Source organism: Bacillus jepli (assembly GCF_047238305.1).
Classification (GTDB): domain Bacteria; phylum Bacillota; class Bacilli; order Bacillales; family Bacillaceae_L; genus Ferdinandcohnia.
Window position 1 is genome coordinate 137013 of sequence record NZ_JBDFMO010000001.1, and the last position, 24754, is coordinate 161766.

The 24754-nt window shown below is 38.1% G+C and carries 24 protein-coding genes; 14 read left to right on the plus strand and 10 right to left on the minus strand.

The features are described from left to right. Window positions 1-87: 87 nt before the first annotated feature. Complete coding sequence (rlmD, locus tag ABC371_RS00710) at window positions 88-1458, minus strand: 23S rRNA (uracil(1939)-C(5))-methyltransferase RlmD (protein WP_412899233.1); 1371 nt, start codon at window positions 1456-1458, stop codon at window positions 88-90. A gap of 411 nt (window positions 1459-1869) precedes the next feature. Between rlmD and ABC371_RS00715 the strand changes: the two genes are divergently transcribed. The 4 genes from ABC371_RS00715 to ABC371_RS00730 all read left to right on the plus strand — a co-directional run bounded on the left by ABC371_RS00715 (window position 1870) and on the right by ABC371_RS00730 (window position 6393). Beyond that, window positions 1870-3393, plus strand: a complete 1524-nt coding sequence (locus ABC371_RS00715) for a spore germination protein (protein WP_412895106.1) — start codon at window positions 1870-1872, stop codon at window positions 3391-3393. Between the two features lie 27 nt (window positions 3394-3420). Beyond that, on the plus strand, window positions 3421-4512 hold the full coding sequence (locus tag ABC371_RS00720) for a Ger(x)C family spore germination protein (RefSeq protein ID WP_412895107.1): 1092 nt from the start codon (window positions 3421-3423) through the stop codon (window positions 4510-4512). A gap of 20 nt (window positions 4513-4532) precedes the next feature. Then, complete coding sequence (locus ABC371_RS00725; RefSeq protein ID WP_412895108.1) at window positions 4533-5636, plus strand: GerAB/ArcD/ProY family transporter; 1104 nt, start codon at window positions 4533-4535, stop codon at window positions 5634-5636. Between the two features lie 142 nt (window positions 5637-5778). Further along, window positions 5779-6393: a PH domain-containing protein gene (locus tag ABC371_RS00730; RefSeq protein WP_412895109.1), complete on the plus strand. Its 615-nt coding sequence runs from the start codon at window positions 5779-5781 to the stop codon at window positions 6391-6393. A 242-nt stretch (window positions 6394-6635) separates the two neighbouring features. Here the strand turns inward: ABC371_RS00730 and ABC371_RS00735 are convergent, their stop codons facing one another. After that, window positions 6636-7118 carry a ribonuclease H-like YkuK family protein gene (locus ABC371_RS00735; protein ID WP_412895110.1) on the minus strand — a complete coding sequence of 161 codons (483 nt, stop codon included), beginning with the start codon at window positions 7116-7118 and terminating at the stop codon, window positions 6636-6638. A 274-nt stretch (window positions 7119-7392) separates the two neighbouring features. On the opposite strand from ABC371_RS00735, the gene ABC371_RS00740 reads away from it, so the two are divergent. The 4 genes from ABC371_RS00740 to ABC371_RS00755 all read left to right on the plus strand — a co-directional run bounded on the left by ABC371_RS00740 (window position 7393) and on the right by ABC371_RS00755 (window position 10345). Beyond that, a complete protein-coding gene (locus ABC371_RS00740; protein WP_412895111.1) occupies window positions 7393-8163 on the plus strand; it encodes an enhanced serine sensitivity protein SseB C-terminal domain-containing protein in 771 nt (256 codons plus the stop codon). 24 nt (window positions 8164-8187) lie between these two features. Next, the gene (locus tag ABC371_RS00745) at window positions 8188-9414 is read left to right on the plus strand and encodes a glycohydrolase toxin TNT-related protein (protein WP_412895112.1); all 1227 of its coding nucleotides are present in this window, start codon (window positions 8188-8190) and stop codon (window positions 9412-9414) included. A gap of 17 nt (window positions 9415-9431) precedes the next feature. Continuing rightward, a complete protein-coding gene (locus ABC371_RS00750) occupies window positions 9432-10037 on the plus strand; it encodes a hypothetical protein (RefSeq protein WP_412895113.1) in 606 nt (201 codons plus the stop codon). 62 nt (window positions 10038-10099) lie between these two features. Continuing rightward, window positions 10100-10345, plus strand: a complete 246-nt coding sequence (locus ABC371_RS00755) for a hypothetical protein (RefSeq protein ID WP_412895114.1) — start codon at window positions 10100-10102, stop codon at window positions 10343-10345. 465 nt (window positions 10346-10810) lie between these two features. Here ABC371_RS00755 and mnhG read toward each other — a convergent pair whose 3' ends face one another. Genes mnhG through ABC371_RS00790 form a run of 7 tightly spaced genes read right to left on the minus strand, consistent with a single transcriptional unit; the run spans window position 10811 to window position 16628 of the window. Further along, complete coding sequence (gene mnhG / locus ABC371_RS00760) at window positions 10811-11188, minus strand: monovalent cation/H(+) antiporter subunit G (protein ID WP_412895115.1); 378 nt, start codon at window positions 11186-11188, stop codon at window positions 10811-10813. Then, complete coding sequence (locus tag ABC371_RS00765) at window positions 11163-11450, minus strand: Na(+)/H(+) antiporter subunit F1 (protein WP_116352755.1); 288 nt, start codon at window positions 11448-11450, stop codon at window positions 11163-11165. The genes mnhG and ABC371_RS00765 overlap by 26 nt, the downstream gene beginning before the upstream one ends. Then, window positions 11450-11926 (minus strand): Na+/H+ antiporter subunit E, encoded by a 477-nt coding sequence (locus ABC371_RS00770; protein ID WP_412895116.1) that lies wholly within the window; start codon window positions 11924-11926, stop codon window positions 11450-11452. The genes ABC371_RS00765 and ABC371_RS00770 overlap by 1 nt, the downstream gene beginning before the upstream one ends. Window positions 11927-11980: 54 nt before the next feature. Continuing rightward, window positions 11981-13471, minus strand: coding sequence for a Na+/H+ antiporter subunit D (locus ABC371_RS00775; protein WP_412895117.1), 1491 nt, complete (start codon window positions 13469-13471; stop codon window positions 11981-11983). Next, window positions 13464-13802 (minus strand): Na(+)/H(+) antiporter subunit C, encoded by a 339-nt coding sequence (locus ABC371_RS00780; RefSeq protein WP_412895118.1) that lies wholly within the window; start codon window positions 13800-13802, stop codon window positions 13464-13466. Before ABC371_RS00780 ends, ABC371_RS00775 begins: the two co-directional genes overlap by 8 nt. Continuing rightward, window positions 13802-14227, minus strand: coding sequence for a Na(+)/H(+) antiporter subunit B (locus ABC371_RS00785; RefSeq protein ID WP_412895119.1), 426 nt, complete (start codon window positions 14225-14227; stop codon window positions 13802-13804). The genes ABC371_RS00780 and ABC371_RS00785 overlap by 1 nt, the downstream gene beginning before the upstream one ends. Further along, window positions 14211-16628: a Na+/H+ antiporter subunit A gene (locus tag ABC371_RS00790; protein ID WP_412895120.1), complete on the minus strand. Its 2418-nt coding sequence runs from the start codon at window positions 16626-16628 to the stop codon at window positions 14211-14213. Before ABC371_RS00790 ends, ABC371_RS00785 begins: the two co-directional genes overlap by 17 nt. 253 nt (window positions 16629-16881) lie before the next feature. On the opposite strand from ABC371_RS00790, the gene ABC371_RS00795 reads away from it, so the two are divergent. Further along, window positions 16882-17571: a universal stress protein gene (locus tag ABC371_RS00795; RefSeq protein ID WP_412895121.1), complete on the plus strand. Its 690-nt coding sequence runs from the start codon at window positions 16882-16884 to the stop codon at window positions 17569-17571. Between the two features lie 105 nt (window positions 17572-17676). Here the strand turns inward: ABC371_RS00795 and ABC371_RS00800 are convergent, their stop codons facing one another. Beyond that, window positions 17677-18234, minus strand: a complete 558-nt coding sequence (locus ABC371_RS00800) for a tyrosine-type recombinase/integrase (RefSeq protein ID WP_412895122.1) — start codon at window positions 18232-18234, stop codon at window positions 17677-17679. A gap of 247 nt (window positions 18235-18481) precedes the next feature. On the opposite strand from ABC371_RS00800, the gene ABC371_RS00805 reads away from it, so the two are divergent. The 5 genes from ABC371_RS00805 (at window position 18482) to ABC371_RS00825 (ending at window position 24747) form a co-directional block, all read left to right on the plus strand. Further along, window positions 18482-20698: an outer membrane protein assembly factor BamB family protein gene (locus ABC371_RS00805; RefSeq protein ID WP_412895123.1), complete on the plus strand. Its 2217-nt coding sequence runs from the start codon at window positions 18482-18484 to the stop codon at window positions 20696-20698. Between the two features lie 220 nt (window positions 20699-20918). Further along, on the plus strand, window positions 20919-21965 hold the full coding sequence (locus tag ABC371_RS00810) for a TRAP transporter substrate-binding protein (RefSeq protein WP_412895124.1): 1047 nt from the start codon (window positions 20919-20921) through the stop codon (window positions 21963-21965). 67 nt (window positions 21966-22032) lie between these two features. After that, window positions 22033-22509, plus strand: a complete 477-nt coding sequence (locus ABC371_RS00815; protein ID WP_412895125.1) for a TRAP transporter small permease — start codon at window positions 22033-22035, stop codon at window positions 22507-22509. Then, window positions 22509-23777: a TRAP transporter large permease gene (locus tag ABC371_RS00820; protein WP_412895126.1), complete on the plus strand. Its 1269-nt coding sequence runs from the start codon at window positions 22509-22511 to the stop codon at window positions 23775-23777. The genes ABC371_RS00815 and ABC371_RS00820 overlap by 1 nt, the downstream gene beginning before the upstream one ends. A gap of 163 nt (window positions 23778-23940) precedes the next feature. Further along, entirely contained in the window at window positions 23941-24747 is an 807-nt protein-coding gene (locus ABC371_RS00825) for a GNAT family N-acetyltransferase (RefSeq protein ID WP_412895127.1), read from the plus strand. Window positions 24748-24754: the final 7 nt, after the last annotated feature.

Sequence of the window (24754 nt, forward strand, 5' to 3'; positions counted from 1 at the left end):
GTAGGATAGGAGTGTCCTTCATATTTTTATGATTAAAAAAAGTGCCTCCCCCAGTAAGGCATATTTTAACCTACTGGGAGAAAGCACTTAATTTTCTTCTCTTACAAGCAATGCCACCGCTTCTACATGGACTGTATGTGGAAATAGGTCCACTGGCTGCACTTCTTTTAATGTATATCCAAATGGTTCGAGCTCTTTAATATCCGTTGCGAACGTTTCAGGATTACAGGAAACATAGACGATTCTTTCTGGCTGTGAACGGCCAATTCTTCTCATCACTTTGCCACCAGCACCTGAGCGTGGTGGATCAAGCAGGAGGAGTTCAGGTCTTCCGAAGCTTTCAAGCACCTCATCGATTCCTTTTCTTGCGTCTTTTGCTAAGAAGTATGTGTTTGATAAACCATTGTCACTAGCATTGCGTTTTGCAGATTCAATTGAACTTTCAACGATTTCAATTCCAGCAAGCTTTTCAACTCGACTTGCGAATGGAAGTGAGAATGTTCCAACCCCACAGAAAAGGTCGATCATTTTTTCTGTTTTCTTTGGCTCACCCATTTCAATTGCAAGGTCGACCAATTTTTGAGCTTGAGTTGGGTTTGTTTGGAAAAATGTATCAAACCAGACACGGAATCGATACCCGTCCATTTCGTCGTAGATAAAATCGCGACCTGCTAATACATGTGTTTTTTCAGATTGGGTACGGTCAGCCCAGTCTGTATTTTCAAGCCATAATAAGCTTTTTACCTCTGGGAATTTTTCTTCAATGCGTTTTACTAAATCATCCGCTGCTCCTTGAAGATGTCCCTCTGGTGCCTCGGTTGCAAAAAGGGCAAGCATGATTTCACCAGTAGCAAAGGATTGTCTCACCATAAGATGGCGAAGAAGTCCTTCGTGCTGATCTTTGTTATACCCTGATAGCTGATGATCCTTTGCCCATTGCGCAACTTCCATTGCACCTTCTACCATTTTTTCTCCTGCAATTAAACAGGTTTCAAGTGAAATAATTTTTCTGAAATTTCCTTGTTCATGCAAGCCTAATGCCCCTTCAGGTGAGAAGGTAAATTCCATTTTATTACGGTAATGCCAAGGCTCGTCCATTCCAATGGTGTCTTTCACAAGGTCAGGATTGAAACCTTGTGATTCCACTTGTCGCTTAACATAGTCCGTCTTGTACTGGAGCTGCCCTTTGTAATCCCAATGCTGCCACACACAGCCACCACATTTTTCAAAATGAGGACATGGTGGTGCAAGTCTTTGTTCATTTGATGTTAGGATTTCATCAACCGGTGCCCTCCAGCGCTTGCGATCTGGCTGGTCAACAGTCACACGCACTTGCTCGCCAATTAATGTTTGTGGAATGGTAAGTTTTAGCTTCTTTTTATTCCCATGCTCATTCTCACGCCACGCTGTTGCCCGGCCCGAACCCTTTTCATCTAAACTTTTAATTTCAACAATCATCGTTTCTGGTTTTGTTACTGCCAATTGCTGTTCCTCCTCTTAAAACTACCTATCTATATTGAAGTGTCGGTTTTCACATTTTATTTTGGTATTTACATATAGGTATAGTTCATTTCTATCCTATTTTACAGCATACTAACCAAGTATAAAGCACAAACAGCAAATTTGGAATTCCTACAACCCTAGAAAGTATTAACATTAATTCGTTTTGCATCACCATGGGGAATCTTGGTGTGGATTTGCGTCTGAATCCCACTTTTTGCGGCTATTCAGTACATCTCACATCCTTTGGTCTTTTGCCGAAAGCCTTCATAATAACAGACAAGAGTAAAATGGTGAATATTCCCTTCTTTGTTGTTAAATACTATTCAGAAAGAATATGGAATTATTCGTATAGGGTTGGGTGGAGGTATGTTTCGAAAAAAGAAAGAAAGTAAACAGTTAGATAAAAATTATGAAACTGTTGAAAACACAATAGAAGACGTAATCAACAAGGCAAAAAAATCGAGTGACTTTTCAACAATCACACCTATTGAGAATAACGATAAGATTGTACTAAGTTATTTTAAAACATTAGTTGATAGCAAAATTCTGCACCAATCCTTATTGCCATTTTTAAAGGAAAAGGCTGTAGACATAGAAAATCTCTCTGATTTGAAAAATATTATCCCAATAGAGGAAGTTACCCTCTTAACAGACCCTCAGAAAATTGAAGAAGCTTTTCATCAAGGGTGCGTTGCCCTATCCTTCAAAAATCAAATGGATGAATTCATTCTAGTTAACATCGGAAATGCGAGATTAGGGCAACGGGAAACAAATGATACACAAAATGAATTTAGCGTAATTGGACCAAAGGTTGGGTTCATTGAAGATATTGGGACAAATCTTCATATGCTGAGAGAACATCTAGATTCTCCTGATCTTATTTTTGAAGAAATGGTCATTGGTACAAGGTCCAGAATAAAGGTTGTGATTGCATACCTAGATGGCGTTACGAATCCAGAGTATGTAAACACTGCAAAACAAAGGGTACTTGATCTTGACGTTGATACGATATTTGATAATACTCAGTTGGAACAAATGATATCTGATAATTCAACCTCACCATTTCCTTTATTTATTTCTACTGAGAGAGTAGATCGAACCGTTGGAGCACTTTTAGTAGGGCAGATTGTCCTGATTAGTGATAAGTCCTCCTACGCTGTGATTGGTCCTGTAAATCTAATGGATTTCTTTTCAAATCCAGAGGATTTTTATCTTCCATCTTTGATTGCATCTTTTTTTAAATTAATACGAATCTTTGGAATGATCTTTTCTATCTTTGCGACCTCCTTTTATGTAGCCATTTTAACTTACCATTTCGAGGTTATACCTAAGGACCTACTTGGCCCTATTATCAATTCAAGAGCCAATGTTCCGTTTCCTCCCGTTATTGAAGTTTTATTCTTAGAAGTAACTATTGATCTTCTCAGGGAAGCCGGAGCGCGATTACCCACTAAAATTGGACAAACACTAGGGATTGTTGGAGGCATTGTAATTGGTCAGGCTACTGTTGAAGCCGCATTAACCAGTAATATTTTATTAATTATTGTGGCTCTTTCAGCCTTAGCTTCCTTCACAACGCCCATTTATAAAATGTCTACTGCCGTCAGAATGTTGCGATATCCGTTTATAATTTGCGCCGCCATTTGGGGAGGCTTAGGTATCTATGTGGGAATTCTTTTTCTAATCGGTCATTTAACTCGATTAAAATCATTGGGGGTGCCATATATGGTGCCACTTTATCCATATAGAAAAGGGTGGGCACTTGGATCTTTCATAAGACCTGACTTTACAAATCTAAATTCACGTCCGCTGTATTTTAGACCATTGAGCAAAGAACGCTTTGCTTCCGCTAATGACCAAGATCCTGAGGATGGATTGAATTCAGAATAAATTTTTATATAAGAAAGCAGAGATAAAATGGGTAAATGGAGAAAAAGTTTCATATTTGTCTTAGTTTTTGTTTGTCTAGCTAGTCTAGTAGGCTGTTCAAGAACGAAAATTGTCGATAAATTGAGCATTGTCCATGTTTTTGGATTTGATATAGGTGATAACGGAGAAATAATTGGATCCGCCTTATTTCCTGAATACACCCATAGTAAGAGTAGTACTAAAATTCATTATTTACAGGAGAAATCAGACGCAGTTGCTCTGTTATCACCCAGGATGGGGACCCACACGAGTACCCCCGTTGAGTTAGCCAAAATAAGGGTTTTAGTAATTGGCAATGAATTTGCAAAAGCGGGCATTCGTGACGTGGTAGATCGACTTCTTGTTCAACCACAAATAGCGACCAATATCCAAATTGCTGTCTCTACACACAGCGCTGAAGAAACCCTTAAGACCTTTAAAAAACAGGGTGACCTGACATTAGCTGATCAGATTAAACATAATATGACGGGACAACTGATCCCACGCATGAACCTTCATGTCTTCTTAAATCATTTTTACGGCGAAGGATTGGATCCGTATGTACCAATGCTAACGATAGACGAGGATGATAAGCTCCAGGTAGATAAAGTTGGTATTTTCAAAGATGATAAGCTCAAGCTTCACTTAAATATAAGAGAAACGTTTATTTTCTCCATTCTAGAGGATTTTCGAACACAGGCAACTTATGAAGTAGACTACGATCATGAAGATCGGAAGCAAAACATTATTATTCGGGGGTTTCGAAGTAAAAAATCGTGGGAGTGGATAAAAGATAAGCAACAATTAAATCTAAGATTGGATCTTATCTGGAGTATCACTGATCGTCCTGAACGATTTGATTTAGAGAACCCAGAAGATATTAAGGTTATCAAGGAAATGATTGCAAAAAATGTAAAAAAAGACACGGAGAACCTTTTGGATACATTTAAAGAAAATGGAGTTGATCCGTTAGGTATTGGAAATATCGTTCGATCTCAGGATAGAAACTGGAAGGAAGATTCGTTTTATGAACAATACCCTTCTTTACCTATCAATGTGGATGTGCATTTAGAGATTATACATTCCGGCCTTCAAGGCTAGCTAGACGAGGATGGTTAAAAATGAACAGTAGAATAAGTGAAAATAAATTGGTATCACCCTTTTTTCTTTTCTTTTTAATTCACGCCTCTCAAACTGGAATTACTGTACTAAGATACCAAGGAAATGTGATTAACGGAGCTGGTCATGATGCATGGGTCTCTATACTGATCCTTGGTTTAAGCCTCCATCTTTTGTTTTTTATGATGTTATTTATCCTAAAACAATCCACCGCTGGGGATATTCTTTCATTTCATAAAGACATTTTTGGAAAATATTTAGGGGGAGCATTAAACATTGGTTTAGCTGTTTACTTTTCTTTAGCTGGATTAGGAGTCTTGTATTCCTATATTGATGCCCTCCAAATTTGGGTATTCGATGGAATTAATAGCTGGGAGTATGCTCTTCTTCTATGTTGCCTTATTTATTATCTCGTCTCGGGGGGATTTCGAGTTATCACTGGAATTGCATTTTGGGGAGTGATTATACCTGGTTTCTTGACCTTATCCTTTTTTTATTTAATTGGCTTTGCCGAAGTAACATATGTTTTCCCACTCTTCCAATATAATGTACAAGACTATTTGATATCTGCTACTGAATCTGTTCCATTATTTTTAGGTTTTGAAACAGCACTGGTTTATTTCCCTTTCATTAAAAATGGGACAAAAGCGAGCAAATGGGGGCATATTGCTTTACTATACACAACCCTTTTATATGTTGGGATTACCATTCTTACGTTCATGTTCTTTTCTCAAGGAAAATTGCAGCACTTAACATGGCCAACTTTAACCATGATTAAGATTATTCAATTTCCTTTTTTGGAGCGATTTGAGTTTATTTTTATATTCACATGGCTCTTAGTTATTATACCCGTCATCTGCATTTACCTTTGGTCTGCAGTCAGGGCTATCAAACTTACAATTCCAAAGATAAAATCGACTTACATCTTATTCTTTTTTCTAGTTGCTTATTTATTCACTAATAGCATCCTGATCGATATGTTTTACACACAGTTAATTTCCAAAATGATTAAATATAATGGTATGTTATTTCTTTTCATTTACATCCCTTTGCTATTCGTCATTAGTCTCATTCGTCATTTCATTAAAAAGCAAAAGAAGGCTTGAGAGACTCAACAAGAACTGTTACTCCTCCCGTTTTTAGTTGTTCTTTTCCTAGTATTTCAGTCGTAAAATTTCTGGTTATAATCACTCAATAAACACGATATAATGAAGTCGGAATAAGAAGTGAGATGAAGGGGGAGTTTTCATGTTAAAAAAATTTGCAGCAGATGCATTAGGTTTATCTGACATTGGAAAAATTATTGGCCCTGAGGATTATGACAAGACGGACGCAGATGATTACATACGTCATGAGGATAATGAGAAGATATACTTTTTAATTAAAACAAAGGCTGATGAGTATTGCTTTACAAACATAGCATTCATCCATGTTGATGGTGCGAATGCTGTCTCTTCAAAAAGGGTATTAAAGCGCTATCCATATTCACAGCATAAAATTACAAACGTGTTCCTTGAAACAGCTGGTAGAGTCGACTTAGATATCGAGATAAAATTCAATCTAGGAAACCAAGCCTTTAGTATTGACGTCGATAAAAGACAGCTTGAAAAATTAAATGACTTGTATAAAGCCCTGGTGTATATATCCGAAATTAACCATGAAAACAGCGTTATGTACGATATGGCGGTTAATAGCTTAGATAAAGCAGTAACGGTACTGCATAATTCAAGAACTTCGGATGTCGGTCTGGCTGAGGAATACAAACAATTGACAGAATACGGTTTCTCCTGGCTGTCCTCAGCACGCAATCAATACCACAGAAAAGACTTTGGTGAAGTATTCGAAAAGTATATTAATAACTAATACATTTGTATTATTTTGACGGCATTCGAAAAGTTGATTTTAGTTGACTTCGGATGCCGTTTTGTCATTTTTATTGGGTGCGGTGGGATTGAGGGAGTTTGAGTCTTCATCCCACGTATCCCCCAGCAGATTAATCCAACGCAAAAATCAGTGCCTGATTCCCAGCGAGATTGCTAATTTGCTGGGTGCCAGGCACCGATTCCGTTTTACTGTAAAAGGCGGGTACTCCCACCTCAACTGATTTATTTAGTGAAACGGTTTGCGTAGCATGAAGCCACAAATGCGTTTGGTTTTATTTTAGGCTCCACGCCGATGGCTTCCATTCGTGTGACCATTTCCTTCACGAATTCACGTGTTTTGTTCCTCTTCCCTGCCCCAATATCGATATGCCCTTCCATTGTAAATGAAGCGCCATCGTAAACATGTGGCAGCACAATATCGATTAGTTGATTTTTCTTTTCCTCAGTAAATAATGAAACAATTTCTTCTGATAAGGATAATTCATAGGAAATTCGCTCATGCAAATGTTCCATTTTTCTTGGAACAACCACTTTTCGAATACATGCCCACACACCTTTTCCTTCATTAAGTATTACAACACCGGTTATAAAGGTGGTTTGTCTTGGATGTACTTGGGAATCTGTACCAATGATGAGCCTATATTTTCCACTAGGTTCGGATCGCATGAACTCTTTTATATGCTCAAAAACTCGCTCAAATGACATTCGTTTTTCCCTTAGATTTTTAAATAAGAAGTGATGGTTTGAATTGTTTTTCATAAATCCATATCACAACTTTCCAGTCTTTTGTCGACCTGCTTTTATACATTTTATGACCGGAAACTGGTTAATGTGTGTTAATTGATTATTTGGTACAAAAATTGGATGTCCGCGTTGAGAAAATATGCCATTTTACCTAGTTCTTTATTCCCTACTTTTACCTCCGATTGGATTGTATAATATTACCATAAACCTAAATTGGAGCGTGTATGTTCAAAAAATGAAAAAACAATCCATCGACCCATTTGATACCATTCTGTCAGAAGCCATTACGAATCCGATGAAGCGTTATTATTTTTATAAAGTTTTTGTGAATTTAGAGATTGTTGTAATCGGCACAGTGTCTTCAGATAAAAAAACTTCAGAGCCCATTCTCCAGTTGAAACATATCGAAGTAAATAATGAACTTGTCCTACCTGTTTACTCCAGTATCGAGAAGTTTAACCAGATTTATAAAGGAAAATATAAGTATATAAAAATTACAACACGTAATCTCTTGCAGTTAGTCGAACCTGAGATACCATGGGTGCTAAATCCTGGTTTTGATATCAGTAAAAAGATCATCCAAGAGGAACTAGAAACGTTACGTGACGGAAGAATTCTTCATTACTTTTTTGAGGAGTTAGACCTTGAAGAAAAACAGAATTTCCTAACGAATCAGATTACAGAGATCCCACAACAATTCCTTGAGGCTATTTCCAGCAAACTAAAAAACTTTCCAACTATCAAAAATGCTTATTTTACACATATTTATAATCCCTCTAGATCAAGTAATCCAATCCCTTTGATTGGACTTAGCCTAGATCAAGAAGAGGAAATTGCCGAGGAACTATTATTACAGGTATATAAAGCGGCTAATGAAACTTCTCAGCAACGAATTGAAATACTTATCCTGGTTGAGGATCTACCACTAACAAATTCTATCATTAACGGAACCGAGCCCTTTTATATTCGAACAACCATAGATGATTTAAACTCCATGTTCCGATAAGGATTCACGAAAGGAGGTAAAGAAATGGCTCAAATTGACATTAAAGTGAATAGTGTCCGTTCCTCAAACAGTCGGCTAAAAGGAATCACTTCCGATTTGACAGATACGCAGAGTCGCCTCTCTAGTCTACGCCATACGATTGACAGCCAAATCACGAGTAGGCAAGGTATTGGTGCAAATTTAAGTAGTATGGCCTCCTCCATCCATGATTTGGAAAAGCGCCTCAACCAACTACATAGTTTCGTGGATAATAGTGTAGCTCGGTATGAACAAGCGGATAAGCAAGTAAACTCCAATTCACAAAAATTAACCGAGCCTCCAAAAAAATCATTTTGGGAATCGGTTGGGGATTTCTTTGGGGTCGTGGGCAACTCCGTAAAAGGATTTGCAACTGGTCTTTGGGACGTCGGTGTAGACACAGTTAAAGGAATTTGGAACATTATCACCCATCCTGTTGAAACCTTTAAAGGGCTCGTACATGTCATCCAACACCCGGTCGAAACCGCAAAAGGAATATGGGATGCAATCAAAACATCATGGAACGAAGATGTTATCAACGGTGATGCCGAAAGCAGAGGAAATTGGTTTGGGCGTGCTTTTGGAGAAATTGCCCTCGCAATTGTGGGTACAAAAGGTGTAGATAAAGCGGTAAAATTGACTAAAGGTGCAAAAGTTGTTGAGGAGGTCGGTGGGGTTAGGGTTGTTGATGATATCGGGGGGTCTTCAAAACCTGATTATCATGAAAAACCACGTACTCCAGATACAATTAGTCCAGCAGAACGTGCAAAATTAGATGGCTGGACACATCGCCCTGATGATGATTTATATTTAAAGTATAAAGACGTTTATGATAACCCTAAATATTATAATCAGGAAACCGGTGCAATAAACTGGCCAGGTACAAAGGGAGACCCAAATATTGATGGATTTAAAAATGGTGAATATCATATTGAGACGTTAAAACCTGGGGCAGAAATTGACCGATATGGTAGTAATGGCAGTGGTCAATACTTCTCCCCTGCAGGATCTAGCTATGAAAGCAGAGCCTTACCACCGCATATGACGCAACAGCCATATCAACAATATACGATTATCAGGGAATTTGACGTGCGTGCAGGAGAAATAGCTCCTTGGTTTGATGAAGTTGGCGGAGGCACTCAATACTATTCAAAAATCGAAATCTTTGATGACTTCGGAAACAAAGTACCTGCAACAGTAGAAAACCTAATCAAATATGGATATATCAAATAATAAAAGGAATGAAGCAAATGAATAAAAACCAATTGATCCAAATATGCAAATATGTAGGTATTGAAGTAAGCTTTGATAATCATATTTTAAAAGAAGTAAAATCACCTTACGTAAATTACGCTCAGCTTGAATTCGGAAATACGATTGAGTATTCTGAGATGAACTTTGAAGGACGGCCCGGTCCTGAAAAAGAGGGAATTGTTACATTTAATAATGAAGCAAACGCGACCAAATATTTCTTAATTAACTTATTAAAAAAGTTCTATTTCAATGACATTTTTCCAGGGGATAATCCTGTTCATGATTTTAGCAATATAAATGAGCTTATTTCCTATTTTCAAAAACTGGGAGTACCAAACAGTCTTTATACATTCAACACCAAAAATCCACAGACTATATATAGTGAAATAGATACTAATAATAATATGCTAATCAGTTATATGAATCGCAATAATCAAAAAAGCTTCACCACTATGCCGCTGAGTATCGATCGAGGCATTTTTGTCATGTATCGTTTGACTTACTCTTTGCATCTAATTAAGGAACTTGAACAAAAACTAATCCAGCAGGGTCTTCTTCATGAAAAATTTGACGATGAAGATATCGAGTTATTTATAAAATAGATGAACCTATAATTCTAGCCCTGAACTCCTTATTAGTCATTCTTAGAGGAGATGTGTTCATAATGACGAAAAAAGATGCCATGCAAATAATTAATAACGAGAATCTACAATTCTTTAACTGGTTTAACGATCATGAAATTAGTCCGAACGAAGTGTTAATCAGGCAACAGGGTAATACCTGGAAGGTTTCCACAACAGACGAACGCGCCAATGCTATTTCTGAAAAAGATTTCGATTCCGAGGAAAAAGCACTAGAAAATTTTATCAAACGGGTAAGAGGGTTAAACAAGTTTCATAATTTTACTTAATAGTGAAAATCCCCCTTGATCCTGCTAATACTGAGGCGACAAACTACGAGCAAATATGCAATTTATCAAAATAAAATCTACGCTGTTAATCTTCGGCATTGATTTCGATTCGTTTAGTCCTTCATCGCGCTTATGAAGGACGTTCCGGCTTCAACTTCGATTCGTTTAGTCCTTCATCGGGCTTATGAAGGACATTCCGGCTTCAACTTCGATTCGTTCAGTCCTTCATCGGGCTTATGAAGGACATTCCGGCCTCAATTTCGATCCGTTTAGTCCTTCATCGGGCTTATGAAGGACATTCCAGCCTCAACTTCGATCCGTTTAGTCCTTCATCAAACACAGTGCCTGAACATTTCACTTGGACCACAAGAACCGTCCCTCTGGTCCCGAAGCATTTTCACTGGAACCACAAGAACCGTCCCCTTGGCTTCCTTTGGTCCCTTGGCCCCGTGGCCCCCTAATCCCTTATTGTTCCCTCTCCCCTTCGATTTCGATGATCCCCTTCAGGTCGTCCTGGACGCTTTGTGGAGCAAGGGGGACTTTGGAGCGGTAGGCGGAGCGGACGATGACGTGCGCTGCGACTGGGGCGGTAAGGAATACAAAGAAGATTCCTAGAAATAGGCGAATGCTAAATGTTCCTTCCATGATAAAAAATAGAAATGTCCCAACTAATGTAAATAAAACCCCCATCGTCGAGCTCTTTGAGGCTGCATGGGCACGTGAGTATAAATCTGGTAGCCGGATCAGTCCAACTGCACTAAAAAAACTAAAGATGGTCCCAACTAAAATCGATAATGCCGCAATGACTTCTAGTACCTCAATCGGATTGTTTACGTCGCTCAATGACCACACCTCTTTCAATAAATCTCGCAAAGGCAATTGTTCCAATGAACGAAAGGATCCCGATTAATAAAATCACTTCAAAAAATCCGGTATTCCTTAAAAACACTGAAAAAATGGCAACCCCCGAAATGATATTGATTCCTAATACATCTAGAGCCTGAATTCGGTCAGAGGCAGATGGCCCTTTTACTAAGCGATATATTGTAACAAAAATAGCAAATGTCAAAAATGCCATTGAAATGATTAAAATTGTTTTGATCATTAGCGCGTCACCCTCTTAATTGCCTCTTCAAATTTTGCTGTTGAACGTATCACAGCATCACTTGATTCAGGAATATCCATTGCATGAATATAAAACTTTTTCTCATCGTGTGAAACTTCCACAACAACTGAACCTGGAGTTAAGGTTAATAACATTGCGAGCAAGGTTATTTCCAAGTCCCCTTCCAAATCTGTCTCTAGGGTAAAAATGCCCGGGGTAATATTGATCCTTGGTCGCATAACCTGCTTTACCACTAGCACGCTTGAAGTGAATAACTCATGAATAAAGACGAGAAATAACTTAACAATGGCAAGTAAAGTCACCAAATAAAATTGATGTAGAAAATATCTCCGTAAGATAAAAAGTACGATTAAACCAAACAAATAACCACTAAAAAAGGTGAGAATGGTCCAGCTATCCTGGAGAAACATCCAAATAAAACCGATAAGCAAATTGATTAGTACTTGCATGGGCATTGATACCACCCCTTTCTTTATAAACAAACCGTGTGAAACAATGCTTGCATTCTTCTATTCCACAAAAGCTCCACCCAATACCGCGTCAATATAGATGTTTGGATTCATAATAACTTCCACCGCAAGATCAACATACTCGCTAATCCCTTCTGCCCCTACTCCAAGTGCAATCGTTAAAGCTGTAAGAATGCCCATTGGTAGTAACATACCTGTTAATGATTTGGTTTCACTTTCTTTAGGAACGTCCGTATATCCCCAAAATCCAACCATAAAGATTTTCATAATAGAGTAAAGAACCATTAAACTACTGAGCAATCCAATTCCACCTAGCCAAAAATAACCGGAGGCAAACGTTCCCTCTGTGATAAAGATTTTTCCTAAAAACCCACTAAGGGGTGGTATACCCGAAAGAGACAATGCTGCGATAAAAAACATCCAGCCGAATTTCGGTTGTAGCCGCATGATTCCACTGAACTCTTTTAAATTACTAGTCCCCGTGAAATAAATAATGGTTCCGCCTAATAAAAAGATGAGCGCCTTCACGATCATATCGTGGATTAAATAATAGATGGAACCTGTGATTCCTTCTGCTGTTAGCGAAGCGACTCCCGCTAATATAAAGCCAACACCCACGACAACATTGTAGGTAATGATTTTTTTAACATCCCAATAGGCGACTGCACCAAATGCGCCTAGTAGCATCGTAATCGCCGCTAAGATCCCGATCATTAAATGGGTCACCTCTGGCTCATGGTAGAACACAAGCGTAAACACCCTCATGATTGAGTAAATTCCTACCTTTGTTAAAAGTGCTGCAAAGATAGCTGCAATCGCTGTTGGTGGAGCACTATATGAGCCTGGTAGCCAAAAGAATAAAAACAAACCAGCTTTTAAACTAAATACAATTAAAAATAAAATCGCTACAGTTGTCATGACACCATCTTGACCAACCTCAGCAATGCGAACAGATAAATGAGCCATATTCAATGTCCCTGTCATCGCATATAAATAGGCAACTGCCACTAAAAATAAAAATGACGATATTAAGTTCACTAAAATATATTTGATAGATTCGCGAAGTTGGATTTTCGTACCACCTAACGAAATCAAGACATATGAAGATACAAGCATGACTTCAAAACAAACAAACAGATTAAAAATATCTCCAGTTAGGAAAGAGCCATTTACACCAGTAATCAAAAACAAAAAGAGCGGATAAAAATAAAATAACTCCCTTTTCTCCCCGATTGTTTTAAACGCATAGATTAGACAACAGAACGCCACAATACTCGTGACCATGACAAGGATGACAGCTAACATGTCGGCAACCATACTTACCCCAAACGGGGCTTCCCAACCACCTAATTGGAGAACCTGAATACCTTCTATTTCAATCCGATGCATCAGCACCAGAGAAATGATGAAAATACTGGTTACTGCAACAAGACTAAGCACCCTGTGCAGCCGTATATTTTTTCGAAATATAACCATAATCATCCCAACAATAATTGGAATGATAATTGGAAAAATAACTAAATTACCCATCGTTTTTACCTCTCAAGCTTCTTGTATCGTCCGTGCCTAAAACCTTATATGCACGGTAACTTAGCACTAAAAATAATGCTGTTGTTGCAAAGTTGATAACTATTGCTGTTAAAAGTAGTGCCTGTGGCAATGAATCAACATAGGATAATCCCTTTATTCCCAGCAAAGGCGGTCCACCTTTTTCAAGCCCTCCCATTGTAATAATGAGTAAGTTCACACTATGACCGAGTATAGAGGTTCCTAAAATGATTCGTAATAGAGTTTTCGTTAAGATCAAATAAATCCCGATTGCAAATAAAATTCCTACTAGAATTGACATTAAAGTTTCCATTACCTGTCATCACCTATACTCATAATAATTGTGAGCGATGTTCCTATAACTGCCAAGGCGACACCTACATCAAATAAAACAGCTGAAGCGAGCTCCGTCTTTCCGAAAACAGGAAGTTCAAAATATCCAAAGGTTTGTGTTAAAAATGGAGCATCAAACAGGATGCTGCCAAGTCCTGTACCAACTGCGATTAAGACCCCAATCGCTGCAACCACTTTAAAATCGAGAGGCAGATTTTTTCGAACCGTTTCAATATCATAAGTGAGGAACAGAAGAACCAATCCCGCCGAAAATGTTAAACCTCCAATGAATCCACCTCCGGGATGATGGTGACCCGAAATAAACAAGTTGATGGCAAATGTAAAAATGATAATTACCGCAACCTTTGTTACGCTTCGTATTATGACATCATTCGGCTCTTTCATCTGATCCCTCCTTTGCTAAACGTAGTTTGATTAATGAATAAACACCGAGACCTGCAATACTTAAAACAAGGATCTCTAGCATCGTATCAATCCCACGGAAATCAACAAGGATGGCATTAACGATATTTTTTGCACCCGCAAGCTCATATGCATTTTCATAGTAGCTTGAAATAGAATCAAAAAGTCGATTTCCGTTCACAGATAAAGCCACGATTGTTACAACCGCTCCTGCTCCAATGGAAATAATTGCATTTGTTAACTTAAAAGGAATTCGACTAATTTCCTTCCGTAGTTGCGGTAAATGGTAAAAACATAATAGAAAAAGAGCTGTTGTCACGGTTTCCACAACTAGTTGAGTTAACGCCAAATCAGGTGCACGGAATAATACAAAGAATAGCGATACAAAAAATCCAAGTGCTCCTACCGCAACAATTGACGTAATTCTTGATTTTGAGAATAACACTGTACCCGCTGAAACAACTGCAACAATCATAACGGCTATTTCGAAAAACGTAGCCGGTGCGTCATTTGACGAATCAAACGATACTCCATCCAATAACCAGATAGATCCTCCGACAACTAAAATCAAAAAGCCAATGATATAAACCAGATAGTCTCGAATGTAACCGGTCATGTAAAAGTTTGTGATTAAACCAGAAATCTGCTCCATTTTATCTAAAGCAAGATTGTAAAGATTGTTGATTGTTAGGGACTGTGGGTAAGAGTTATAAACTTTGTACCACTTCCTAAGATTGAGATAGAGAAACGTCCCCAATACAACAACCCCGATTGTCATCCATAGCTCTGGGCTTAAAAAACCATGCCAAGCTGTTATTTTGAGATCCACTACTTCCGCCTCTGAAAGCACAGGTAATACGGAAGTCAATGCTGGCTTTAATAAATAATTTGAAAGGAGATTCGGGAAAAAGAATCCAATAACCACAAGCGAGCCTAAGATAATTGGTGAAATCAGCATGCCAAGTGGTGCTTCATGGACAACACGATCATTGTCGAGTTTATATTTCCCTCTAAACGTTTTAAATACAAGGATCATACAATAGATGAATGTAAAGACACTTGCAATCCATGCGATAATCGGAATAAGTATCCCAATTGTACCCATGTGGAAAAAATCCATGTTTGCAGCGTTATTTACCGCTGCAAAAAACATTTCTTTACTTAAGAAACCATTAAATGGAGGCAATCCTGCCATCGAAAAGCCGCCTATTACGGTAAGTGTAAAAGATATAGGCATTAGATGAATGAGCCCACCAAGTCTTCGAATATCACGAGTCCCCATTTCATGGTCAATAATCCCTATTACCATAAAGAGACTTCCTTTAAAGGTTGAATGATTAACTAAATGAAAAATGGCTGCAAAGATGGCTGTACCATAAATGACAGTCTCGTCCCCTAATCCGAAATACATGGCAGCAGAACCAAGACCTAAAAGGCTCATAATTAAACCTAATTGACTGATAGTCGAATAAGCTAAAAGTGCTTTTAAATCCGTCTGCCTCACCGCATTGACAGATCCATAAAGCAGCGTAATTAATCCGACACCTGTAACCAACCAAAACCAAACATTAGAGCCACCAAAAATAGGCGTTAGTCGCGCGACTAAATAGATCCCCGCCTTTACCATTGTGGCTGAGTGCAAGTATGCACTGATCGGTGTTGGAGCTTCCATCGCATCTGGAAGCCAAATACTAAACGGAAACTGAGCTGATTTTGTAAACGCACCGAGTAGGATTAATACCATCGCCGGGATGAATAAAGCACTGGACGTTATGACATCGACATTTAACAGCATTTCACGAATACTGTACGTTCCAGAGCTGCTCGCAATCATAACAAGACCTGCAAGCATCGCTAAACCACCAAAAATCGTAATCAACATTGATTTTTGCGCACCATATCGTGATTTTTCACGTTCGTACCAGTATGCAATTAATAAGAAGGAAGACACACTTGTCATTTCCCAAAATACATATAAAACAAACACATTATCTGAGAAAACTAAACCGAGCATCGCGCCCATAAACATCAGTAAATATACATAAAAGTTATGGAGCGCCTCCCGCTCTTTCGATAAATAAAAAATGGAATATAAAATGACCAAAGCACCTATACCGGTTATTAACAAACCAAAAATTATACTTAAGCCATCGATATAGGTAGTAAAATTGATATCATAGGATGGCATCCAAGGAATGCTTGAGATGATGGTATTCCCGTTTGCAATAGTGGGAATAAATGTTATAAGATAAGAAAATATCAGAATTGGCACGAAAAGAACGAACCAGCCTGTATGAATTCTCGGGGTAAATGTTTTATATAATATAGGAACAAACACGGCAAAAATAAATGGTAACATGATTAAAAACTGGAACCAATACAATGGAATCCCCTCCTTAAATACGGATAATTTTTACAAATCACGTTAATGGATTGACTCATTTTGTAGCATGCGATATAGTCATACATAGTTTATAAATATAAAGACATTTTTTTATTTTTTTAGGTGGTGTGTTAAATGTAAGCCCAGCTAAATTAAGGGGCTTCTCTCTATAAGAGTTCCTTATTTTCTAGGTATTTATGAAATGGAAATTGGCTAGGCCAATGATTTCACATCAACTCTGAGGTGAGTACTAATGAAATTGATAAAAGAAAGAATGGACGAGAGTATTCTTGTCTGTGTATATTATGGACCAAATGGTGAACGTCTCATCCAACGCGGCTGCAAGATTGCAAATATGCTAGATTGTCCGCTCTATATCCTAACCGTGGATCCAAAGCCATTCGATGACCTCGATCCTGAAAAGGTAAGCTACATTGAGAGATGGAAAGAACTCGCTGATCAACATAGTGCGGATGCGTTTATTATTAAGGACAATGAAAAAAGACCCATCTCAAAAGTGATTGCAGATGTTGCTAGAGAAAAAAACGTTACTCAAATCATACTTGGGCAAACCGCCCAAAGTCGTTGGGAGCAAATTGCAAAAGGGTCAATTATTAACTCACTATTAAAAGAAATTCCTTTTGTTGACCTCCATATCATTTCAGTTGCACGTTACCTTAAATATACGGAAGGTCAATTTGAAAAAGGAGTTCGTGCATATTTAGTCCAAGAAGATAAGCAGTATCGTCTTATCTTTAAACATACAAAAGACGTGATCTATGAAGGAATCTTCTTCAAAGAATTTGGCACTGATTTTAATAATGGAATTTTTAAATTTATGAAGGATCAAAAGACCTTACAGGTCCAAGTGAATGATGATATCGTAACCGATTTTACAAATGTAGATATGAATCCAAATATAGATGATGATAACTTCTTATAAAACCTCCACCTCTTTGGTGGAGGTTTTTTAGGCCCACACGATGTGGGTCACAAAGACGAAGACATCAGGCCGTGACGCTTTTTGTCTTTGAACCGCTGAATAAGATTATAGGTTTACATCCACTTTCACTAAGTTCTTCTCTTCTTTATTGATTCCGATATATTTGAATGTCTCTGATGGGGAATGATGATTATATATATCCATTAGGATGGATATCGCAATGCCTTTTAGGTAGGCATGATAACCAAATGTTTTCCGAAGTGTATGTGTTCCAATCTTTCCAGGTATCCCTACTTCTCTAGCAGCATGGTTTATGATCCGATAGGCCTGTTGCCTAGAGATTGGCTGATTATCCTTCTTTGATTTAAATAAAAAATCACTGCCTTTACACTCAATCGTGCGTAAATACTCACTCAATTCATTCTTTATCATATTGTTTAAATAGTAGGCTTTTAGTTCCCCACTATCCTTCACATATAGAAATTCCTTCATTCCTGAATCATCCCATACGTCCTCGATACGTAATGAAAGCAAATCACTTACCTTAATTCCTGTATTTATCCCGAATACAAAAAGCAAAAGGTCTCTTTGGGACTGCTTTTTTAATACAGTTTTGATTTCATTAATTTTGTTTACATCCCTAATTGGATCGACAAACTCCATCGGTTTATCCTCCTGCTAATGTTACATAACTTAAAATTAACATAGCTTAAGTAACATGACAAGATAATTGCTTACAAATTCATTCAAGAAAGTTTTCCCTGTTTCGTTTGGAATATTAGTAATACAGCTTAAATTCTCCATCAAATTCTATCTCAATAACGGATTATTTTATTTAAAGCCGGGCAAATTATAAAAAGTTATTTTAGCAATTATCACCATTATCACTATAGAAAGGAGTTTTTTAGGCATGAAAAAATTTGGTTGGATTATCATCGCCATACTTCTTGTGATTGCCATCGGAGCCGGTGTAATTATTTCAAATAATATTGGCGACGAAGAAAAGGCGGAACAAGGCGTTGAAAACCAAGAGAAAGAAAATCAAAAGGTAGACAAGAGCAAGCATTTTTCAGTACAGCACAAGGATTATCCAGGGAAATTAGCTCCTAAATTTTCGGCTGATGATTTAACGGCTGCACCATCAGGTGACTGGATCACTAACGGTGGAAGTATCTTTAATGGAAGGTACTCTCCATTAGATAAAATCAATAAATCAAATGTAAAAAGTTTAAAAGCTGAATGGGTCACAAGTTTAGGTTCCGGTTATGAATTTAAGTACTCAGGTGAAGCTACGCCAATCGTTTATGATGGAGTCATGTTCACCATTACAGGAGCTGATGACGTTCAAGCCATCGATGCAAAAACGGGTGAATTAATTTGGGAATACCGTCCTGAATTAGCAGCAAATCTAGATACTGTCTGCTGTGGTTGGACAAGTAGAGGTGTTGGATTAGGAGATGGAAAGGTTTATGTTGGACTGTTAGATGCTAGGTTAATTGCCTTGGATCAAAAAACAGGCGAAATTATTTGGGAAACAAAAGTAGAGGATTGGGAAAAAGGATATAACATTACAAGTGCTCCACTTTATTATAACGGAATGGTATATACGGGAGTTGCTGGTGGTGAATATGGGATTCGTGGATTTGTTGCTGCCTTCGATGCGGAGAAGGGAGAACAAGTTTGGAAAACTCATACCGTCCCAGGACCTGATGAAGTTGGACATGACACCTGGCCACAGGATAATGATTCCTGGAAAAGAGGTGGAGCAGCTGTATGGCAAACCCCTGCAATCGACCCAGAGCTAGGACTCCTCTATCTTTCTACTGGTAATCCATCTCCAGACCTTGATGGAACCAAACGTGAAGGAGACAATTTGTTTGCTGATTCTGTGCTCGCCTTAGATGCAAAAACAGGTGAATACAAATGGCACTTCCAGGAAGTTCACCATGATATATGGGATATGGATGCGCCAAACCCTGTTGTTCTTTTTGATGTTGAAATGGATGGAAAACAGAGAAAAGGGATTGCACAAGCTGGTAAAACGGGCTGGCTTTATATTTTAGACCGAACTAATGGTAAGCCACTTGTCGGAATTGAAGAAAAGCCCGTTCCACAGGATGAAAGACAAAAAACAGCAGCAACTCAGCCGTTCCCTGTCGGGGATGCTTTTATCCCTCAGGGAGTAACAGAGGAAGATGTCAAAAAGGATTTTCCTAGCGATTGGAAAGGAAAAATTGGAAACATCTTCACACCTTTCTGGGACGAACTGGTAACCCTAAAACCGTCCCCACAAGGTGGAGCAAACTGGCCACCTTCGGCATATAATCCAAATACTGAACTCTTCTATTTATTAGCAAACGATACGTATTTCTCATACTCACATCGTGAAGATGATGAGGCAAACAATTACAAAGAAGGCGAAGTATGGCTTGGAAGTGTATGGCAGCCGGTAAATGGTGCCCCTGGCCGCGGTGTTGTAACAGCTATGGATATAAAAACAAATAAAATTGTATGGCAAAAACATTGGGATCAAATTGCCTATAGTGGACTATTGACTACAAAAGGAGATCTTCTTTTTGCAGGACACAACGATGGAAGAATCATTGCATTCGATGCCACTAATGGGGATGAATTATGGGACTTCAAAATGGATGCAGGAGCAAACGCACCTCCTATCACCTATGAAATTGATGGAAAGCAATATATCTCGATCTTTGCTGCGGGTAACTCTCTTGCAGGGACTACACATGGTGACAAGATTTACACCTTCTCACTAGAAGGCGCTTATGCATCCCTAGAAGATATACCTGAAGATAAAATCAACATTTCACCAACAGCAAACGACCCTGCTGCTACCGATAAGAAGCAGGATGCAGAAGAAGGAGACAAATCATCTGTACATCAAGGCGCGGATGTGTATAAAAACAACTGTTTAGCATGTCACGGTGACAATGGTGAAGGCGGTCATAATGGACCAAATTTACAGAAGAGCGACATGCTGAAAGATAGGGATCAACTGCTCAATCAAATTATAAATGGTAGCGCCGGAATGCCTCCATTTAAGGACACACTAGATGATAATCAAATTAATGTGTTAGTTGAGTATTTACAAAGTCTTGGTAAATAACAGGAAAGGGAATCGTCATTGTACGATTCCCTTTTTTTAAGACTTATACCCCAAAATATTATTTAAAAATAATATTTTAACACTCCAATTAAAAACTCTCCTACTTTAACGCTTTCACGAAAAAAATTATCAAAAAACATGAAATATTGTAGAAAAATAAAAAAAAGGTGTTATAATGTTCAATATCATATAAAATTTTCTGACAATAGGGGGCTTTATCGTGAAAGGAAGAAAACTTTCATGGATGGTACTTTTTCTAGTGTTTGCTTTAGTTTTAGCAGCATGTGGAGGTACTGAATCCAGCAAAGATAGCGAAAGCGACTCATCAGCATCTGAGGGCGCTAAAGACGATGGAAAAACATACACATTTAAGGCGGGGCATTCTCAAACAGAAGAGCACCCTTATCACCTTGCATTACTTGATTTAGCGAAAAACGTGAAAGAACGTACAGATGGAAAAGTGAACATCGAAATTTTCCCACTAAACCAATTAGGTGCAGAGAGAGAGTTAACAGAAGCACTTACACTTGGAACTGCTGATATGTCCATTTCATCAACAGCACCAATTGCAAACTTTTATCCACAAATCGGTATTGTTGATTTACCATTCTTATTTGAATCAAGAGAGCATGCATACAGTGTTCTTGATGGACAAGTTGGTCAAGATCTTTTAGCTGGTATGGAAGATGTAGGACTTGTAGGTCTTGCTTGGGCTGAAAATGGTTTCCGCCATATCACAAACAGCAAGCATCCTATTACAAAACCTGAAGACTTAAAAGGATTAAAAATCCGTACTCAAGAAAACCAAATTCACCTTGATGCATTCAATGCACTCGGTGCACAACCAACTCCAATGGCTTGGAATGAAGCATTAACTGCTCTTCAACAAGGCGTAGTTGACGCACAAGAAAATCCATTAATCATTGCTGATACGTATAAGCTTTATGATTCAAACCAAAAATACATGACGTTAACAGGACATATTTACTCACCTGCTGTTGTGATGTTTAGTAAATCTGTTTGGGATACACTTCCTGCTGAATACCAAGACATTCTTAAGGAAGAAGCAAAAATTGCCGGTGACAAAGTACGCGAACTAAGTACACAAGCCGACACAGATTCTTTACAGGTTGTTAAAGACGCGGGCATGGAAGTAATCGAAGATGTTGATGTACAACCATTCCGTGATGCCATTCAGTCTGTATATGAAAAATACGAAAAAGACTTTGGTAAAGAAAACATCGAAGCCATCTTAAACGGTAATTAATCTAAATAAAAAAACTTGGTGAGTGCTCCGCACAATCCAAGTTTTTTTACCATAAGGGGAAATACAGGTGATTAAAAAGCTAGTAGATTTTATAAATGGAATTTTTAAGTGGATACTAATCGTCCTATTTTTTGTTTTAGTTGTAGTTGTTTTTTTACAGGTCCTCTTCCGATTTGTCCTTGAGCAGCCTTTAGCATGGACTGAGGAACTAGGGCGTTATTTACTCGTGTGGACCACGTTCCTTGGAGCAGGCTACGGAATGAGTGTTAAGGCACACCCTGGGGTCGAAATTCTTTACGATGCTTTTGGACCAACTGTAAAGAAAGTTTTTAACGTGGTTATTAGCATTCTTGTGATCTTTTTCTTTTGGCAGGTTATTGTTCATAGCTTTGACTTTATCGGACGTAGCATGGTTCAGAAATCTCCTGTCCTCCAGATACCAATGGGATATATCTATACAGTCATTCCGATATCTAGCATCCTATTCATTATCAATTTGCTTTATGTTGTCATTTCAGAATGGAATAAGGAGGCGAAGAACTAATGGCTTGGTTACTATTTGGAATTTTACTTGTTCTTTTCTTTATAAATATACCAATCGCAATTGCTCTTGGACTCGCCTCTATGATTGTACTCATGATTCAAGATAACGTACCATTAATGGTTATTGTCCAAAAAATGTTTACAGCAACAGATTCTTTTACATTAATGGCTGTCCCCTTCTTCATCCTTGCTGGTAAGCTAATGGAGGTTGGCGGAATTTCGAAAAGGCTAGTTGATTTTGCAATGACGATTGTTGGAAGAATGCATGGTGGTCTAGCGATTGTTTCCGTTGTAACATGTATGTTCTTTGCTGCCATTTCAGGATCGGGTGCGGCAACAACAGCAGCAGTTGGTGCCATCATGATTCCAGCCATGGTGCAAAAAGGCTATGATAAAAGCTTTTCCACCGCTATTCAAGCAGCCGGTGGAACGATTGGAGTTATGATTCCACCAAGTGTTCCATTGATTTTATTCGGTGTGATCGCAGGAGCTTCGATTAGTGATTTATTTATCGCGGGTATCCTACCTGGTATTTTTGTTGGGCTCTCTTTAATTTTGGTTGCTTACTTTATTTCTCGAAAACGCGGGTATGGGAAAGAAGAAAAAAGCTCAATGCGCGATGTTTTCACTTCTTTTAATCGAGCAATCCTTGCTATTTTAATGCCCGTTATCATTCTTGGTGGTATCTACGGAGGTGTCTTCACACCGACCGAGGCTTCCGTTGTAGCTGTCGTTTATGGTTTAATTGTTGGTCTATTTATTTATCGTGAAATAAAGTGGAAAGACTTACCGGAGATTTTTATTCAATCAGCTGTTACATCAGCGGTTATTATGTTCATTATTGCCTGTGCATCGATTTTTGGATTTATTTTAACAAGGGAACAAATTCCACTCCAAATTACCAATACACTACTTGAAATTTCATCAAATCCGATTATCGTATTGATTATTATTAACGTCATTCTATTAATCGTAGGTACATTCTTGGAAACATCCGCTGCGATTATTATTATGGCACCAATCTTGCTACCAGTTGTTACAGCCGTTGGCATTGACCCGGTTCACTTTGGGATTATCATGGTTGTTAACCTAGCAATTGGTTTCATCACACCACCGGTTGGAATTAACTTATTCGTTGCATCTAATATCGCTAACTTACGATTAGAAAAAGTGGTCCGGGCGATCATTCCGTTCCTTATTATGTTAATCGTAGACATTATCATTATTAGTTTTGTACCGGAAATTAGTTTATTTTTCTTAGATAAATAACGTAAAAGTGCTTCTTCCATAAACCTATGGAATGCAAGCACTTTTTTTATGGCTATTTTTCGTATATGTCTCCCCTCTTTTAATAAATACGATAATTCATTGTTTTCATTTATAATAATAGGTAGTAGTTTAAAACTTAGAGTCGGAATTTAGGAGGAAAACGATGCAACATGATATTTCGTCAACTATGATTATTAAGAATGTAAAATCCATTTCAGAATTGCAGCAGGTTCACAAATTAGAATCTATGGTTTGGAGCCCTGAGGACACGGTCCCTATCAGTCATACAGCCGCTACCATTAAAAACGGTGGATTTATTTTAGCTGCTTTTTATAAGGATGAACTCATTGGTTTCCAATATAGTTTTCCAGGCTTTGATGGAAAAAAGCCCTATCTAGTCTCTCATAGTCTTGGAATTCACTCTGATTATCGGAAGCTAGGAATCGGTGAAAAATTAAAACATGAACAAAGGAAATTGGCAGCCGAAAAAGGATATGATTTAATCTCTTGGACCTATGACCCTCTTGAAACGGTGAACGGTAATTTGAACCTACATAAATTAGGCGCAGTCTGTACCGCTTATATCGAAAATGCCTATGGAGAAATGACAGATGGCATGAACGATGGTATTTCCACGGATCGTTTCGTAGTAGAATGGTCTGTTATCGGAAAGGAACGTGAGAACAGAGATCTCGATATAAATAAAGCTCCTGTCTTAATCCAAACCGGATTTGTAGATGGATGTTTAACTCCTTTTGAAATAAATTTGGAAGAATCCAGTAAGGCATTGTTCGTTCCAGTGCCAGGTAATTTTCAAGAAATAAAGAAAACGAACTTTGATGTTGCGTTAAAGTGGAGAGAAAAGACCAAAAGGGTGTTTACTCATTATTTGGAGCACGGTTGGGTTGTCACAGATTTAGTGAAGAACCCTGAAAATAACGGGGAATACATGTATCTTTTAGAAAAATAATGTGTAC